The sequence below is a fragment of the Microvirga medicaginis genome (genome assembly GCF_052658925.1).
In genome coordinates this window covers 48,290-62,964 of record NZ_JBQWEL010000028.1, presented here as the reverse complement: position 1 = coordinate 62,964, position 14,675 = coordinate 48,290, and the positions used below count along the sequence as shown (strand labels likewise).

At 61.3% G+C, this 14,675-nt stretch carries 14 protein-coding genes; 11 read left to right on the top strand and 3 right to left on the bottom strand.

From position 1 onward, the window contains the following. Window positions 1-107: 107 nt before the first annotated feature. Window positions 108-482: a cupin domain-containing protein gene (locus tag ACUXUR_RS24245; protein ID WP_445504908.1), complete on the top strand. Its 375-nt coding sequence runs from the start codon at window positions 108-110 to the stop codon at window positions 480-482. Window positions 483-1,414: 932 nt separating this feature from the next. Here the strand turns inward: ACUXUR_RS24245 and ACUXUR_RS24240 are convergent. Together ACUXUR_RS24240 and ACUXUR_RS24235 are read right to left on the bottom strand one after the other, a co-directional pair. Continuing rightward, entirely contained in the window at window positions 1,415-2,338 is a 924-nt protein-coding gene (locus ACUXUR_RS24240; RefSeq protein ID WP_445504907.1) for an alpha/beta hydrolase, read from the bottom strand. A gap of 65 nt (window positions 2,339-2,403) precedes the next feature. Further along, on the bottom strand, window positions 2,404-3,306 hold the full coding sequence (locus tag ACUXUR_RS24235) for an alpha/beta hydrolase (RefSeq protein WP_445504906.1): 903 nt from the start codon (window positions 3,304-3,306) through the stop codon (window positions 2,404-2,406). Between the two features lie 100 nt (window positions 3,307-3,406). On the opposite strand from ACUXUR_RS24235, the gene ACUXUR_RS24230 reads away from it, so the two are divergent. From ACUXUR_RS24230 to ACUXUR_RS24220, 3 genes are all read left to right on the top strand, one after another. Then, window positions 3,407-4,300, top strand: a complete 894-nt coding sequence (locus tag ACUXUR_RS24230) for a LysR family transcriptional regulator (protein ID WP_445504905.1) — start codon at window positions 3,407-3,409, stop codon at window positions 4,298-4,300. A gap of 396 nt (window positions 4,301-4,696) precedes the next feature. Continuing rightward, entirely contained in the window at window positions 4,697-5,194 is a 498-nt protein-coding gene (locus ACUXUR_RS24225; protein WP_445504904.1) for a GNAT family N-acetyltransferase, read from the top strand. A 97-nt stretch (window positions 5,195-5,291) separates the two neighbouring features. Continuing rightward, window positions 5,292-6,161: a polysaccharide deacetylase family protein gene (locus ACUXUR_RS24220; RefSeq protein ID WP_445504903.1), complete on the top strand. Its 870-nt coding sequence runs from the start codon at window positions 5,292-5,294 to the stop codon at window positions 6,159-6,161. A 4-nt stretch (window positions 6,162-6,165) separates the two neighbouring features. Here ACUXUR_RS24220 and ACUXUR_RS24215 read toward each other — a convergent pair whose 3' ends face one another. Beyond that, the gene (locus ACUXUR_RS24215) at window positions 6,166-7,098 is read right to left on the bottom strand and encodes a LysR substrate-binding domain-containing protein (protein WP_445504902.1); all 933 of its coding nucleotides are present in this window, start codon (window positions 7,096-7,098) and stop codon (window positions 6,166-6,168) included. Between the two features lie 123 nt (window positions 7,099-7,221). On the opposite strand from ACUXUR_RS24215, the gene argH reads away from it, so the two are divergent. From argH to ACUXUR_RS24180, 7 genes are all read left to right on the top strand, one after another. Continuing rightward, entirely contained in the window at window positions 7,222-8,628 is a 1,407-nt protein-coding gene (gene argH, locus ACUXUR_RS24210) for an argininosuccinate lyase (protein ID WP_445504901.1), read from the top strand. Window positions 8,629-8,740: 112 nt separating this feature from the next. Beyond that, window positions 8,741-9,604 carry a transporter substrate-binding domain-containing protein gene (locus ACUXUR_RS24205; RefSeq protein WP_445504900.1) on the top strand — a complete coding sequence of 288 codons (864 nt, stop codon included), beginning with the start codon at window positions 8,741-8,743 and terminating at the stop codon, window positions 9,602-9,604. 23 nt (window positions 9,605-9,627) lie between these two features. Beyond that, window positions 9,628-10,620: an NAD(P)H-quinone oxidoreductase gene (locus ACUXUR_RS24200; RefSeq protein ID WP_445504899.1), complete on the top strand. Its 993-nt coding sequence runs from the start codon at window positions 9,628-9,630 to the stop codon at window positions 10,618-10,620. 28 nt (window positions 10,621-10,648) lie between these two features. Further along, window positions 10,649-11,494 carry an amino acid ABC transporter permease gene (locus tag ACUXUR_RS24195; RefSeq protein ID WP_445504898.1) on the top strand — a complete coding sequence of 282 codons (846 nt, stop codon included), beginning with the start codon at window positions 10,649-10,651 and terminating at the stop codon, window positions 11,492-11,494. Window positions 11,495-11,507: 13 nt separating this feature from the next. Further along, window positions 11,508-12,296: an amino acid ABC transporter ATP-binding protein gene (locus tag ACUXUR_RS24190; RefSeq protein WP_445504897.1), complete on the top strand. Its 789-nt coding sequence runs from the start codon at window positions 11,508-11,510 to the stop codon at window positions 12,294-12,296. A 36-nt stretch (window positions 12,297-12,332) separates the two neighbouring features. Next, a complete protein-coding gene (locus ACUXUR_RS24185) occupies window positions 12,333-13,175 on the top strand; it encodes an ABC transporter substrate-binding protein (protein ID WP_445504896.1) in 843 nt (280 codons plus the stop codon). A gap of 97 nt (window positions 13,176-13,272) precedes the next feature. Continuing rightward, window positions 13,273-14,673: an MmgE/PrpD family protein gene (locus tag ACUXUR_RS24180; RefSeq protein ID WP_445504895.1), complete on the top strand. Its 1,401-nt coding sequence runs from the start codon at window positions 13,273-13,275 to the stop codon at window positions 14,671-14,673. Window positions 14,674-14,675 lie beyond the last annotated feature (2 nt).

The following is a 14,675-nucleotide window of genomic DNA, read 5'->3' as shown; positions in this document are numbered from 1 at the left end:
GAAGCAGGAGATCGCTAAGGTCTGATGCCGAGAGGCGGCTGCCAAGCTGATCAGCGCGCGTTTAATTGACAAGATTCCTGGGATCCAATTGGTCGAGGCCTAGTATAATGAGAGCTCGCCGCAGCCACGTTGAAATGCAGCGCCTTGACTTTGATACTGGCTGGAAGGCCCTACCAGGTTTCCTCGGGCTAGACGTGAAAATCTTGACGGATGACTTGAGCGAAACGAGTAAGACGGGAGGCCGGACGCGTCTCGTAAGGTTTGCTCCCGGGGCATCTACCACAACCGCCTTGGTTCATGACTACTGGGAGGAAGTGTTCGTGCTTAATGGACAGCTTGCAGCAGTCGATGGTGATGAACCTGATACTGCCTCAGGTCTAACGTATTCGCTTCGTCCCCCCGGAACACCTCATGGGCCATTCGTATCCAAGGCCGGCTGTATTCTTCTCGAAGTCCAGTACTACGCCGTAACGGAGCCCTAGAGTGAAGAGAAGATCCCGAGGCATTGCGATGGCAATGTCCCCGTCAGGATCGCATTACTCAAGGGCTTGGTCTGTGACTGAGAGAATGGCGGGTGGTCAAGCTGTTGGCTGGACCAAGGTGATTTGGCGGCGATTGCGAGGGGCTGCTAATACCGATCGCTCAGTGCGATCGCACGTGCCGAATATCGCGTTAACCCACCCGCTCGATGCCGAGCCGGTGCAGAGCGCTGAGCTTGTCGGGGGCGACCCGTAAGCTCCGGATAGACAGCATCGCGACCGTGTCTGCGGTTCGGCCGCTCGACACGCCGCCGCCCGCGCCGTAGCGAGCGACCGCCCTGGCCGCGCCCGGGGCACCGGCTACGGCCGCCTTGGCGGCGATGCCCTACCGCGTCAGGTGGCTGGTGAGATCGTCGAACAATGCCTCCTCGCTGCCGAACAGATGCGCCGCATCATCAACAGCGACCTCGTCGATTTCAGCGACCTATAGCATCGGATCGAATCCCAAAAGTGGATTCCACTTTTGGGATTCGATCCGATGCATCCTCTCTGGAGTAGCGCACGGTTGCGCGGAAAACCGGGTCCACTTTTCGCTAGCGCGGCTCGCTGGGTCCGCACGATGCACTAATGCTGCACGATGCCGGCATGGACGTGCGCCACCCCAGCCATGAACTCACCCGGGCTGCGGCTCTGAGGAGAGCTTAAGGAAACGTAGGGCAACAACATCGCCCGCGGCCTTAGCTGTCGTCGCGCCGCGGGCGATTTGGTTTGGTCGCAGCCTCACGGAGACGGCCCTCTCACTGCCCGCCCCACGAAACCTCATGCTCTCCTTCAAAGCTGCAACAGAACCCTGTGAAGGAAAGTTGCCATTGTAGGCGTGAGGACGCCTGATCCTTACGCCTACAACGTCCTCTTCAACGGTGAACGGCATCGGCTCAGAGGTTCTCGGCGTAGAACTCCTTGAGCTTCGCAACAGCCTGATCAACGCAATCGGACTTGTCGTACATATCGTAGTGCGTGGCGCCGGGGACGACGAGAATGCTCTTCTTCTCGGATCGAGCCTTGTTGAACAGCTCGAAGCCGTCGCGGTAGGAGCCGAAAGCTCCCGCCTGGCCGCCGCCGACAATGATTTGCAGAGGTTGGGTCAGCAGCTTCTCCGCCAAATGGAAAGCATCCCAGCTAAAGGCCGCGCCAGTGCTGACAACGTTCAGCTTGTTGGGTGAGCCGGGCTTCTGACCGCGCTGTGTAGTGTAGTAGTCAACGGCCTCGACGACATCAACGTCCGTAATGCCGTAGGATTCAAGCTGCGTCTTGGATTGTGGGATATAGGTGGTAAGCGCCGGTTCTGCCCCGCGAACCTCGGCAGTGCGCTGCGCGCTGATGCCTTCCAGTGCTTTGATTGCCGCATCGGCTGACAGATCGCCTTCGCGGCAGAGTCGGCCGTAATTAGCGCCAACGACCGTGCCGACCGCCTTGAAGCGGCGCTCCGTCATGGCTGCGTGCACGGCATAACCGCCCCCGCCACAGATGCCGAGCACGCCGATGCAGTTCTCGTCGACGAAGCCGTGCGCCACCAGATAATCGACAGCGCAACGGAAATCCTCGACGCGGGTCGCCGGATCTTCCAGATATTTGCCGAGCCCGCCGCTCGCGCCCTGCGTCGAAGCGTCGAACGCTAGGCAAACATAGCCCAGTTCGGCCAGCTTCGAAGCGTAGATCCCCGCCGTCTGCTCCTTGCAGGAGCTGATCGGGTGAGCCACGACGATGGCTGGATATTTCTTCGACCCGTCGAAGCTGCTGGGCAAGTGGAGATTGGCAGCCACGTCCCAGGTTTTGTTCTTGAAGGTAACGGCTTTCATTCCTCGAACCTTTCGCTTTTAACTGGAGCAGCCGCTCAGACATCATGCCTGAGCGGCGCTCGTGCTCAGAGTTTGGCCTTGAAGAAGGGGCCGAGCTTCGACATGGATTCGGCCACCAGATCCGGCTTGTCATACATGCCGACATGCGTTCCGCCTGGAACGATGTGCAGGTGCTTGTCCTTGCTGGCGGCACGGCGGAACAGGTCTTCGCTGATCCAACGCGTGCCCGCATTCTCGCCCGCGACGATCTGGATCGGCTGGGTCAGGAACAGATCCACCATATGGAAGGCGTTGAAGGTGAAAAGTTGCATCAGGCTGCGCGTCGGGGCGATGCTCGGCGACGTGGAGCACTGGGCCCGCAGGGTACGGTAATACTCGACCGCCTCGGCCAGATCGGCGTTGGGCGCTTCTTCAGTTTGCGGCACGATTGGATAGTAGCCCGTCTCGGCGCCGTTGGCTTCTTCAGTGCGGGCCTTCACGGCGTTCTCCAGCATCGCGACCGCCGTGCTCAGATCGTCGCGCCCTTCCCAGCCATTGCGCAGGATCGTGCCGTAGTTGGTGGCGCTGACGATGCCCACGGCTTTGATGCGACGATCGCCCAGAGCGGCGGTCACGGTATAGGCGCCGCCAGCGCAGATGCCCATGGCGCCGATGCGGTCATGATCGACGTAGGGTAGGCTCGTCAGATAATCGACCGCGGCACTGATGTCCTCGACACGCGCACAGGGGTTTTCGAGCTGGCGCGGCTCGCCGCTGCTCTCGCCCTGATAGAACGCGTCGAAGGCGATGGCGACGAAACCCTCCGCGGCAAGCTTGCCAGCATAAATACCTGCCGTCTGCTCCTTCACGCCGCCAGCGGGATGAGTGACGACGATAGCCGGATAGGGCTTCTGCTCGTTGAAGTCGGCAGGGAGATGCAGGTTTGCAGCCATCTCGATCGAGCCCTTCTTGAACGTTAGGGATTTCATGCTCGGCTTCCGGTCTCATTCGATTGACCTGAAGATAGCGCTTCTTCCGATTTTAGATTAGACAGCTCAATCGGGATTCCATGATTAGCGGAGCTTATGAATGTCGAACGAGAACCTCCGCGATCTGAACGCCTTCGTCATCATCGCAGAGGAAGGCAGCTTCACGCGTGCAGCGGCGCGGCTCGGCGTCTCCCAATCCGCCCTCAGCCAGACCGTGCGCAATCTGGAAGAGCGGGTGGGAATCCGTCTTCTCAATCGCACGACGCGAAATGTCTCACCGACAGAGGCAGGCGAAAGGCTGCTATCGGAGGTGGCGCCTGCGCTGGAACAGATCGACCGCGGCTTCGCCCAGCTCAGTTCGCTACGCGAGCGACCGTCAGGCACGATCCGTCTGTCAGCCGACGAGTATGCGATCCTCAGCCTGCTGTGGCCGGCGCTGGAGCGATTTCTGGCTTTCTATCCGGAGATCAATGTCGAACTGGTGACGGATTACGGTCGCACCGATGTCGTCCGCGAGCGCTTCGATGCGGGTGTCCGTCGTGGAAAGCTCGTGTCGAAGGATATGATCGCGCTCCGCATCGGGCCGGACATCCCCATGGCCATCGTGGGCGCACCGTCCTGCTTCGCAGAGCGGAAACCGCCAAAACGACCGCAAGACCTGTCTGATCACGTCTGCATCAATCTGCGCCTTCCCACTCACGGCGAGTTCTTCGCCTGGACATTCAGCAAGGGTGGAAAAGATCTGCGCGTTACGACGGAAGGCAGGCTCGTCTTCACCAGCGTCGTACAGGTACGCCAGGCATGCCTTGCTGGCTTCGGCCTAGCCTACCTGCCGCTCGATTTCGTGGCCAGCCATATCGCCAGCGGAGAGCTGGTCGAGGTACTAGCCGACTGGCGCAAGACCTTCGAGGGCTATCACCTCTACTATCCGAACCGGCGGCAACATCCGCCCGCTCTCGCCGTGCTGATTGACGCACTGCGCTATCGCAATTGATACATTTCGCCGCCAAGCGCTATACGGTTTGTGCGGGTTAGGCTTGGCGCACCTGCCCCAGGCGCAGGCGCAGCCCCAGCCGACGAGGGACGGCGGATCCAAGTGCTGCGAACCGGCGCCAGCCCTGGTCCGGCTACCATCTGTACTATCCCATTCACCGGCAGACCTCGCGGGCAGTCGCCTTGCTGGTCGGTGCGCTGTGCTACCGAGCTAGGTAGGCTCGGCTGTGCGTTGACCAAAGGGTCGCTCATGGCACGAGGCGGAAGGGAGACGACTGTCTGCTCAAGCAGGGAACACCAGACCTTCCCGATCAGCGAGATAGTTTGCGGGTTGACCCTTTGCAGACCTTCAGGCGAATGATTAATCTAGGTTCGATTCCTCAATAGCGGCCCAGTGATGGCTGACGATATCCGATTTGCGAACATTGGAGACGCCGCTGCTGTGGCGCAGTTGGTGCAGGAAATGGACCGTCATTACCGTCCAGGTGAGGGTCTTCGGCCTGAGGCTGATTATCGCCGGATAGTGGAAGAAACCATTGCCTGCCATGAAGGCACTCGATTTGTACTTGCGAGGGATGGGGCGGGACGAGAAGTCGGCCTTGCTTGTTTGGCGATCCTGCGGCCTGGGCGAGATTTGCGGGGGCTGCTGTATCTGAAAGATCTCTACGTGGTCGAGACCGCCCGGGGGCTCGGCATCGGCACCCGCATTTTGGGCTTTCTCGCCGGTTTTGCAATCAAGAACGATATCGGGCGGATAGACTTTACGACGGACAGCGATAATGTCGCGGCGCAGAGGCTCTATAGCGCACTTGGAGCTGTCGCGAAGGAGAAGGTGTACTATACACTTCCAACAGAGATGTTGGGTGCTTTAGCGACCGGATGGCCGGACACTTGAGAATCGCCTATTCCATCCGCGACTGGCAGAGTGGAAAACTATTCAATTGCCAAATGTCTGCAGGCTGGCAGCATCAAGCACCCGTAGAGAGAACGCCATGTCGACCGAGACCGCTCCACGTCCTGCGAATTTAGCTCTTCCCGCTCCTGACTTTCCATGGCCGAATGGCAAGCAATGCGCCTTGTTCCCCGGCTTTGACGTGGATGCGGAATCCGTCTGGCTCGGCATGGACCGCTGCAATGCAGATCGCCTCGTCACTATGTCGTACGGAGGGTACGAGGCTCGGGTCGGCATTCCGAAGCTCCTCGAATTGCTGGCCCGTTATGAGGTCAAGGCGACTTTCTTCATCACGGGATGGACCGTCGAGGCGCATCCGGCCGCCTGCGAGGCCATCCTGAAGGCGGGCCACGAAATCGGCCATCACGGCTATTGGCATCTGCGGCCGGAGCCCGGTGATCTCGCCACCATGGTGGAGGAGGTGGATCGCGGATTTGACGCCCTCAAGCGCATTCTTGGCGTGGTTCCCATCGGCTATCGTGCCCCTTCGGGCGAAAGTTTCATCGAACTTCTCGCTCTGTTGCGGGACCGCGGCATCCGCTATTCCAGTTCCTGGCGTGACGATATCCGGCCATATCGCCATGTCCTGCCGGATGGACCGGGGCCCGTGGAAATCCCGGTCAATTACAGCTTCGACGATTGGAACTTCGGCATCACGCACCGTATGAGCCCACGCGCCCTGTTCGGCCGCGAGGAGGTGCTGTCCATCTGGCGCGATGAGTTCGATCAGACGCGGGAATGGGGCGGTGTAGCAACGATGATCATGCATCCGCAGGTCTCCGGACGCCCAATGCGCTATCGAATTCTCGAAGAGTTCCTGCAATATGTCCGGCGCTACGACGACGTATGGTGGACGACGGGGCGCGAGATCACGGAACATTTCGAGGCGTGCGAACGCGCGGCGCGATAAGCCCTCAGGAGGCGACATCTTGTAGGAGCGCCGCCTCCTCCAGGGGCTCTGATTGCCGAGCCTCCTCGAGAAGCCATTCACGCAGAGTAACCAGACCTGCGCTGAGCGCCTTGTTCGCAGGCGTCGTCAGCCAGTAGCAATTCCGGCTTGCATATCCAAGGCCAAGCGGATTGATCAGTTGGCCACTTGCAAGCTCGTCGGGGATGAGGCTGCGCGGCACGAGAGCCAAGCCCTGGCCACCGATGGCGGCACGAATGACCAGAGAATAATAGCCGAAGCGGGTAATCCGGGCCGGCACGAACTCGTCGAGGTGCAATGCCTGAGCAAAATCGCTCCAGCGCAACGGCGTCTGGCGGTGCTCGAGTGCCGGATAACGGCGAAGATCCTCCAGTGAATCTATCCCGCCACCCCGGGCGACGAGTTGCGGTGATCCGACGAGGATCACATCGCGTCCCAGGACGTAATCCGCCTGCCAGCCGGGCCATTGTCCGTCGCCGAAGCGAAAGACCGCATCCGCTTCCTCCACGGTGTCGCCCGATGCGAAGGTCGTGAACTCGACCTCGATCTGTGGGTGAAGCTCCGCAAAGCGCGAGAAGCGGGGCATGAACCATCGATCGCCGAGAATAGGAAGAACGTGAAGCCGGATCGCCGGTTCGGAGCGGCGCAAGGTTGCCACGCGAACCGCAGCGGTTTCCATCGCGCCGAGCGCAATGCGGGCCTGCTCGACATAGATCATCCCGGCTTCCGTGGGAGACAGCCCCTGATTCGTGCGGTCGAAGAGCGCCGCTCCGACAAGCATCTCGATGTTCTTGAGCTGCTTGCTCACAGCGCTCTGGGTGAGGTGGAGCGCATCCGCCGCGGAGGACACAGTGCCGTGCTGCGCCAGCGCCGCCACGACCCGCAATCCGATCGTACTCGGTAGGTGCGTCCTCGCCATCGAACTCCGTCGTCCTTTTGTGATACAGAGTTTCTATTCCATTTTGGACTATCGTCGGGGAAATCAATTCAATTGTCCATACGGGAAACGGGTGCAAGCATTCCTTAGTCAAGAGGAATACCAATGACCCAACCCGTTCGACTCTGGGGAGCAAGGTTCCGGACGCCTCCCTCCGCCGCCCTGATGCGCCTCTCACGCGCACCCGAGACTTACTTCCGTCTCGTTCCGGAAGATCTCCAATCCTCCATCGCCCATGCGAGAGAATTGGTGCGCGCCGGTATCCTGACGCAGGACGAAGGTGACAGGATCAGCGAGGCCCTCGCAGCGATCGGTGAGGATTTCGCTCAAGGAAACATCGCGCCTTCCTCCGCCGATGAGGACGTGCATACCTTCCTTGAACGCGTCCTCGTGGAGCGCCTCGGTCCGCTCGGCGGCAAGCTTCGGGCGGGGCGGTCGCGCAACGATCAGGCCGCGAACGATCTCAAGCTCCATCTGCGCCGCGCGGCGAAGCGGATTGCGAACGATCTGCTTGCACTCCAGGAGGCGTTGATCGCGCAGGCCAGTGAGCACCAGAACACGCTCGCCCCGGGGTTTACGCATCTGCAGCCTGCCCAGCCGGTCACGTTCGCTCATCAGCTTCTGGCTCATGCTCAGGGATTCTCGCGGGATATCGAGCGTCTGCAGGATTGGGACCGTCGCTCGTCACGCTCGCCGCTCGGTGCTGCGGCGCTGGCGGGTTCCGCCATTGCGCTCCATCCTGAACTCTCAGCCAAGGAGCTCGGTTACGAGTCGGCCTGCGAGAATTCGATCGATGCGGTCGGGAGCCGCGATCATGTGGCGGAATTCCTGTTTGTCTCCGCAATGATTGGCGTGAACCTCTCGCGTCTGGCGGAGGAGGTGTTCCTCTGGTCGTCGCGCCAGTTCCGTTGGGTCGTTCTCGATGACGGATATGCGACCGGCTCCTCGATCATGCCGCAGAAAAAGAATGCGGATATTGCGGAACTGACCCGTGGCCGCGCCGCGCGCCTGATCGGCGGTCTCAATGCGATGATGACCGCTCTGAAAGGGCTTCCCTTCGCCTATAACCGCGACCTCTCAGAAGACAAATGGGCGGCCTTCGAGGCCATCGACACCCTCGAAGTGGTTCTGCCGGCCATGTCGGGCATGATCGCCACCATGCGGGTCGATGTCTCCCGTGTCAGGGCCCAAGCGACCGAGGGCTTTACGCTTGCGACGGAGGTCGCCGACTGGCTCGCCCGCAATGGTGTGCCCTTCAGCGAAGCGCATGAGATCACCGGTGCGCTGGTGCGCTATTGCGAGGAAAAGAATATCGAGCTTTCGGATCTGGCGCCCACCGATCTCCAAGCTGTTGATCGGCGCCTGGGCAAGGAGATGCTTGGCTGTCTCACGCCGGAGGCTGCCGTCGCCGCGCGCACGGGCTACGGCGGAACCGCGCCGGTGCGGGTTGCAGAACAGATCGCACGCCTGAAGGAGACTATCACTCGCCAGCGTCGCTGGGCCCAAATTTGATCGACGCCTGATCGGGTCCGGTGTGGAGGAAGCACGCCAGGCCCGAGATCCCCTTAACAAAAGCAACGAGCCGCGGAGCAACCGCAGCCTTTCGCTAGCCAAAGGGAACCAGATGATGACAAGAAGAAATCGGTCCGCTCGGACCTTCGGCCATGCCGCGCTCGGAGCGGCTCTCGCAATGCTCGTGCCGGCAGTCGTATCGGCACAGAGCGTCAATCTCCCAGAGAAGGTGAAGGCTGCCGGTGCCATCACGGTAGGCATCGAGTCCACCTATCCGCCCATGGCCTACAAGGATCCGAAGACTAACGAGCGGATTGGCGTGAACATCGATCTCGTCGAAAGCATCGCCAAGGAGCTCGGGGTCAAGGTGAAGTGGGAGGAGATGAGCTTCGAGCAGCTCATGACCTCTCTCACCACAGGCCGTATCGACATGATCGGCACCGCAATCAGCGATCTGCCGTCGCGGCGGGAAAAGCTGACTTTCGTCGACTATCTGGTAACCGGTTCACAACCCTTCACCGTCACGTCGAAGAAAGACAGCATCAAGACTGAAGCCGATCTGTGCGGAAAGACCGTGGGTGCGCCGCGCACGACGAACTATTTCCCGGTCCTGCAGGCCTGGAGCGAGAAGAACTGTGTCGCTGCCGGCAAACCTGCCGCAAGCGTCAACGGCACGGCCGGCGCCACGGCGACGCGCCTCGACCTCAAGCAGGGACGCCTCGATGCGGCGGTCCTGGGCCCCGAATATGTCGCCTATCTCATGGCAGATGAACCGAACACCTATGTCCTGGCGGGCGAGCCTCTGACCAAGACGCTCTTCGGCTTCGCATTCAACAAGAACGACGCCGCCTTGCGGGACGCCGTCGCTGCGGCCCTGACGGCGACGATCAAGAGTGGAGCTTACAAGCAGGCGCTGCAGAAGTTCGGCCTTGAACGCCAAGCCGTGACTGAAGTGAAGATCGACGCTGGCACCTGAGCCGGCTTGTTTCGGGGACTGTCATGCGTGCTGTCATTCTGCCCCACACCGGTGGACCAGAGGCCTTGGTTCTGGCCGAAGTCCCCGATCCGCACCCTTCCTCAAGCGGGGTCGTCATCGATGTTCACGCAACCGCGCTGAACTTCGCCGATCTCCTACAGCGGAAGGGAACCTACGGAACACCGGCGACGCTGCCAGGCATCCTCGGCATCGAATGTTCCGGGACGATCCTCGCCCTCGGATCTGACGTCGAGGGCTGGAACGTGGGAGATGAGGTCTGCGCATTGGTCTCCGGTGGCGCCTATGCCGAGAGGGTGGCGGTTCCCGCCACCCAACTCCTTCGGCGCCCGCGCAATGTCGATCTCGTCTCGGCGGCGGCACTGCCCGAGGCGGCGTGCACCGTGTGGTCCAATCTCGTCGATATCGCGGCGCTCCGCGCGGGCGACGTTCTTCTCGTCCATGGCGGCGCGGGCGGCATCGGTACCTTCGCCGTCCAGGCGGCCCGCGCGATCGGCGCACGGGTTTTTGCCACTGCGGGCAGTGGCAGTAAGATGCAACGTTGCGTCGAATTCGGAGCCGAGCGCGCCATTTCCTATCGCGACGAGGATTTCGTGGCTATCGTCAAGGATGCTACCGGACAGCGCGGCGCTGATATCATCCTCGACAATATGGGCGCAGCCTACCTCGTCCGTAACATCGAAGCGCTTGCGCCCGATGGTCGGATCGCCATGATCGGCCTGCAGAGCGGACGCGACGCGGAAATCCCGCTGGGCCGCATGATGGCCAAGCGCGCTTCTCTCTTCACCACGTCGCTCAGGGACCGGACGCTCGAGGCCAAGGCCCGGATCGTCGAGGGAGTGGGGCGGGATCTGTGGCCCCATGTAGAACGCGGGGCAATCGCGCCGGTGATTGACCGAATCTTCCCATTGGCCGAGATGGCCGAGGCGCACCGCTACATGGAGAGCGGCAGCCATGTTGGAAAAATCGTTGTGAGCGTAAAAGATTGGCAGGCATGAAGAAGAACAGCGAAGAAAGAACAGGCCCATGACCGATACAGTCTATCAAGTCAGTCACCTCACGCTCATCCCGCGCCGCCACTACGGGCGGATGCTCGCTGCCGCGTTTGTGATCGCGGCGCTTGCCGTCATCGTCCATGCCTTTGCGGTCGGGCAGATCGAATGGAGGTTCGTCGGTGAGTTCCTGACAGTGCCGGCCATCATGAGCGGTCTCGTCAACACCATCGTGATGGCCATCCTCGCCATGGTTCTGGGCATCGTCCTCGGAATTGTTTTCGCCATCATGCGCCTGTCCGAGAACCCGGTCCTCTCGACGACGGCTTTGGGCTATGTCTGGTTCTTCCGCGCTATCCCCGCGCTGCTGCAATTGCTGATCTGGTTCAACCTGGCGCTGGTTTTCCCGACCATCGGAATTCCTGGCCTGTTCTCGGTGAAAACCGTCGAAGTCATGACACCTTTCGTGGCAGCGCTCCTCGGGCTCGGCATTCAGCAGGGGGCCTTCACGGCGGAAGTCGTGCGCGCCGGTTTGCTCTCGGTCGACCGGGGGCAATACGAGGCGGCGCAGACCATCGGCATGACGCGGTTGCAGATGCTGCGCCGGATCATCATGCCACAGGCGATGCGCGTGATCGTCCCGCCGGTCGGCAACGAGTTCATCGGCATGGTCAAGCTCACGTCCCTCGCGAGCGTCATTCAGTACGCCGAGATCCTCCATAGCGCGCAGAACATCTACTACGCCAACTCGCGCGTCATCGAACTCCTGATCGTGGCGGCAATCTGGTACCTCGCCGTGGTCACGATCTTAAGCCTGATCCAGGGGCGGATCGAAAAGTATTTCTCCAAGGGCGTGGCCGTCGCCGGCAATGCGAAGTGAAGAGGAGCAGGCTATGGACGTGCAGAATCTCTCTCCTGACGCCCCGCTCGTCGTCGCGGCCGATGTCCGTAAGCACTTCGGCCCGCTGGAGGTCCTGAAGGGCATCAACGTCAAAGTACAGAAGGGCGAGGTGCTGTGCATCATCGGGCCGTCGGGCTCGGGCAAGAGCACCTTCCTGCGGTGCATCAACCAGCTTGAGCGCATCGACGGTGGTGCCATCTGGGTGGGCGGTGAACTGGTCGGCTTCCGGCGCGAAGGCGACAACCTCTATGAACTCGATGATGCGCAGATCGCCCGGCAGAGGCGATCCATCGGCATGGTCTTTCAACGCTTCAATCTCTTTCCGCACCTCACGGTCACGGAGAACATCATCGAAGGCCCCGTGCAGGTGCTGAAGGAGAACAGAAACGAGGCAAGGGACCGCGCCCACGCATTGCTGGACCGTGTCGGCCTCATCGATAAGCGCGACGTCTATCCGGCACATCTCTCCGGCGGCCAGCAGCAGCGCGTCGCAATCGCCCGAGCGCTCGCCATGCGGCCTCAACTGCTGCTGTTCGACGAGCCGACTTCGGCGCTGGATCCGGAGCTCGTCGGCGAAGTCCTGAATGTGATGCGGGACCTGGCGCAGACCGGAATGACGATGATCGTCGTGACGCACGAATTGGGCTTCGCCCGCGAGGTAAGCCACCGCACGGCGTTTATGGATCAGGGGCAGCTCGTGGAGATCGGAGACTCGCGTTCCATTCTCGCAAGCCCGCAACAGGCGCGCACCCGGGAGTTCATCTCGGCCGTGCATAAATGAGATTGTCAGCAACCACAAAAGTGAAGGGAACCTACAATGACATCAAGAACTATCCTCTGCTCCATCGTCGCTCTCATCGCGGCCGGCGGCGTCGCGATGGCGCAGGAACTGCCGGAGCGGATTGCGTCCAAGAAAACCATCGTCGTGGCCAATGTGCCGAACTACCCGCCGCTTGAGTTCAAGGATCCGAAAACGAACACGCTCACCGGCCTCGATATCGACCTCGGCAATGCACTCGCAAAGAAACTCGGCGTCGAGATCAAATGGGAGGAGATCAGCTTCGAGCAGATGGTGAGCGCCCTGACCACGGGCCGCGCCGACATGATTCTGTCGGGCATGAGCGATCTGCCCACTCGCCGGGATACGCTCGACTTCGTCGATTACCTGGAATCCGGCGCACAGTTCTATACGACGGCCGACCGCAAGGATGAATACAAGACCCCGGCTGATCTTTGCGGCAAGACCGTCGGCGCAAGCCGCCGTACCTCGTTCCCCAAGGAGATGGAGACCTGGAGCAAGACCGCCTGCGAGGCGGCCGGAAAGCCGGCTCTGAAGATCGTCGGCACGGAGGGTTCGGCGGATGCGCGCACGCAGCTTCGCCAGAAGCGTCTGGACGCTGCCGTGCAGGGCTCTGAGACCCTGCCCTATCTGATGGGCCTTGAGCCGAATACCTATGCGATCATCGGCGAGCCCTTCACCTCCGTTTATCAGGGCATGGGTTTCGCCAAGAAGGATGCCCAACTTCGCGATGCGGTCGCCAAGGCCTTCGCCGAGATGATCAAGGACGGCACTTACGCAGAGGTACTCAAGAAGTGGGAACTGTCCTCCGCCAAAGTCGACTCTGTTATGATCAACGGTGAAGCCGCTCCGGCGAAATAACATCTGTCGTGGCGCCGGTTCCTCACGGGACTGGCGTCACGTCCGCTGATAATCTCCCGTTTGTCGGCCTTACAGGATCAGCAGGATCGCCAAGCTCATGAGCACGCATGCCGGGACGCCGCGCGCGGTCACGCTCGCCCAGTTCGTTACCACGACCGCTCCATCGGATCTTCCGCTCGTCATTCGAACGAAGGCGGCGCGTCACATCCTCGATACGCTCGCATGCGGGATCGCAGGCGCCGCTTCGCAAGAAGCACAGGCGGCGCTCGACCTGATCCGGGCCACCGAACCACAGGGAAACGTTCCTGTCTGGGGAACGAGCGAGGCTCTGTCGGCTCGCTCCGCAACCCTCGTCAATGGCATTGCCTGCCACGCCTTCGAGCTGGATGACACCGGCGGATGCGACCATTCGGGCGCCGTCGTTCTTCCCGCCGCATTGGCGGCGCTTAATCTCGCGGACCGTCCGGTCAGCGGCGAGGAGTTCCTGCACGCGATCGTTCTCGGATACGAGATTGCACGTCGTGTCCTGGAAGCCTGCGGGGGATATTCGCCACACAATGAGGCCGGTTGGCACTCCACGGCCACCTGCGGCACCTTCGGCGCAGCGGTCGCCGCGGCACGCATTCTTCAGCTTGATACCGAAGGGGTCGTGCATGCCCTCGGGCATGCGGCGAGCTTCAGCGGCGGCCTCTGGGCATTCATTCACGACGGAAGCCAGACCAAGCGGATCCATGCGGGGAAGGCTGCCGAAGGCGGTCTGTTCGCGGCGCTTCTGGCACGCGCCGGCGTTACTGGCCCCTCCCGGGTCTTTGAGGACGTCTGGGGCGGCTTTCTGGCGACCTTTGCATCCACTTCGGCCCAACCGGACGCGTTGACGGTCGAGCTCGGCGAACGCTGGCGCCTGGAACGAGTGTCGCTGAAACCCTACGCCTCCTGCCGTGGTACGCATTCGTCGATCGACGCGTTGGGAATGATCCTTGAACGCAATGGCCTGACGGCGGACGATGTCGAGCGAATCGACGTGCGGCTCAGTCCCTTCCTCTTCGAGATGTGCGGTGGCCAGGACGTCGTCACACTGCCGTTTGCGCAGATGAGCCTGCCCTACGCCCTTGCGGCGCGCCTTGTCCTGGGACACGCCGGTCTGACGGCCTATGCGGCGAGTGAGCGGCGGAATCCGTTGGTTCTGGCCGCGATGAATCGGGTCAACCAGATCGTCGACCCCACCATTGAGGCCAATGACGAGCCCTTTGTGAAGGTGGTGGCGCGTGATGGCCGTACGGACGAAATACGGGTGCCGATGGCGCTCGGCTCTCCAGCGAACCCGGTCACGGACGAGGCCTATTTCGTGAAGATCCGCAGCCTTGCTGCCATGTCTCTGGATGATACTCGCACCCAGCGCTTGATCGACGGCGTGCTTGGCCTGTGGGGGCAGGACGATGTTCGGTGGCTGGAGGACGCAGTGCGCTCTGCTCAAACGCGCCCGAAGATCTTTCGATGATG

Excerpts from the sequence above, each read along its gene's own strand:
- ACUXUR_RS24245 (WP_445504908.1), top strand. The coding sequence starts at position 108 with ATGAGAGCTCGCCGCAGCCACGTTGAAATGCAGCGCCTTGACTTTGAT.
- ACUXUR_RS24240 (WP_445504907.1), bottom strand. The coding sequence starts at position 2,338 with ATGAAAGCCGTTACCTTCAAGAACAAAACCTGGGACGTGGCTGCCAAT.
- ACUXUR_RS24235 (WP_445504906.1), bottom strand. The coding sequence starts at position 3,306 with ATGAAATCCCTAACGTTCAAGAAGGGCTCGATCGAGATGGCTGCAAAC.
- ACUXUR_RS24230 (WP_445504905.1), top strand. The coding sequence starts at position 3,407 with ATGTCGAACGAGAACCTCCGCGATCTGAACGCCTTCGTCATCATCGCA.
- ACUXUR_RS24225 (WP_445504904.1), top strand. The coding sequence starts at position 4,697 with ATGGCTGACGATATCCGATTTGCGAACATTGGAGACGCCGCTGCTGTG.
- ACUXUR_RS24220 (WP_445504903.1), top strand. The coding sequence starts at position 5,292 with ATGTCGACCGAGACCGCTCCACGTCCTGCGAATTTAGCTCTTCCCGCT.
- ACUXUR_RS24215 (WP_445504902.1), bottom strand. The coding sequence starts at position 7,098 with ATGGCGAGGACGCACCTACCGAGTACGATCGGATTGCGGGTCGTGGCG.
- argH (WP_445504901.1), top strand. The coding sequence starts at position 7,222 with ATGACCCAACCCGTTCGACTCTGGGGAGCAAGGTTCCGGACGCCTCCC.
- ACUXUR_RS24205 (WP_445504900.1), top strand. The coding sequence starts at position 8,741 with ATGATGACAAGAAGAAATCGGTCCGCTCGGACCTTCGGCCATGCCGCG.
- ACUXUR_RS24200 (WP_445504899.1), top strand. The coding sequence starts at position 9,628 with ATGCGTGCTGTCATTCTGCCCCACACCGGTGGACCAGAGGCCTTGGTT.
- ACUXUR_RS24195 (WP_445504898.1), top strand. The coding sequence starts at position 10,649 with ATGACCGATACAGTCTATCAAGTCAGTCACCTCACGCTCATCCCGCGC.
- ACUXUR_RS24190 (WP_445504897.1), top strand. The coding sequence starts at position 11,508 with ATGGACGTGCAGAATCTCTCTCCTGACGCCCCGCTCGTCGTCGCGGCC.
- ACUXUR_RS24185 (WP_445504896.1), top strand. The coding sequence starts at position 12,333 with ATGACATCAAGAACTATCCTCTGCTCCATCGTCGCTCTCATCGCGGCC.
- ACUXUR_RS24180 (WP_445504895.1), top strand. The coding sequence starts at position 13,273 with ATGAGCACGCATGCCGGGACGCCGCGCGCGGTCACGCTCGCCCAGTTC.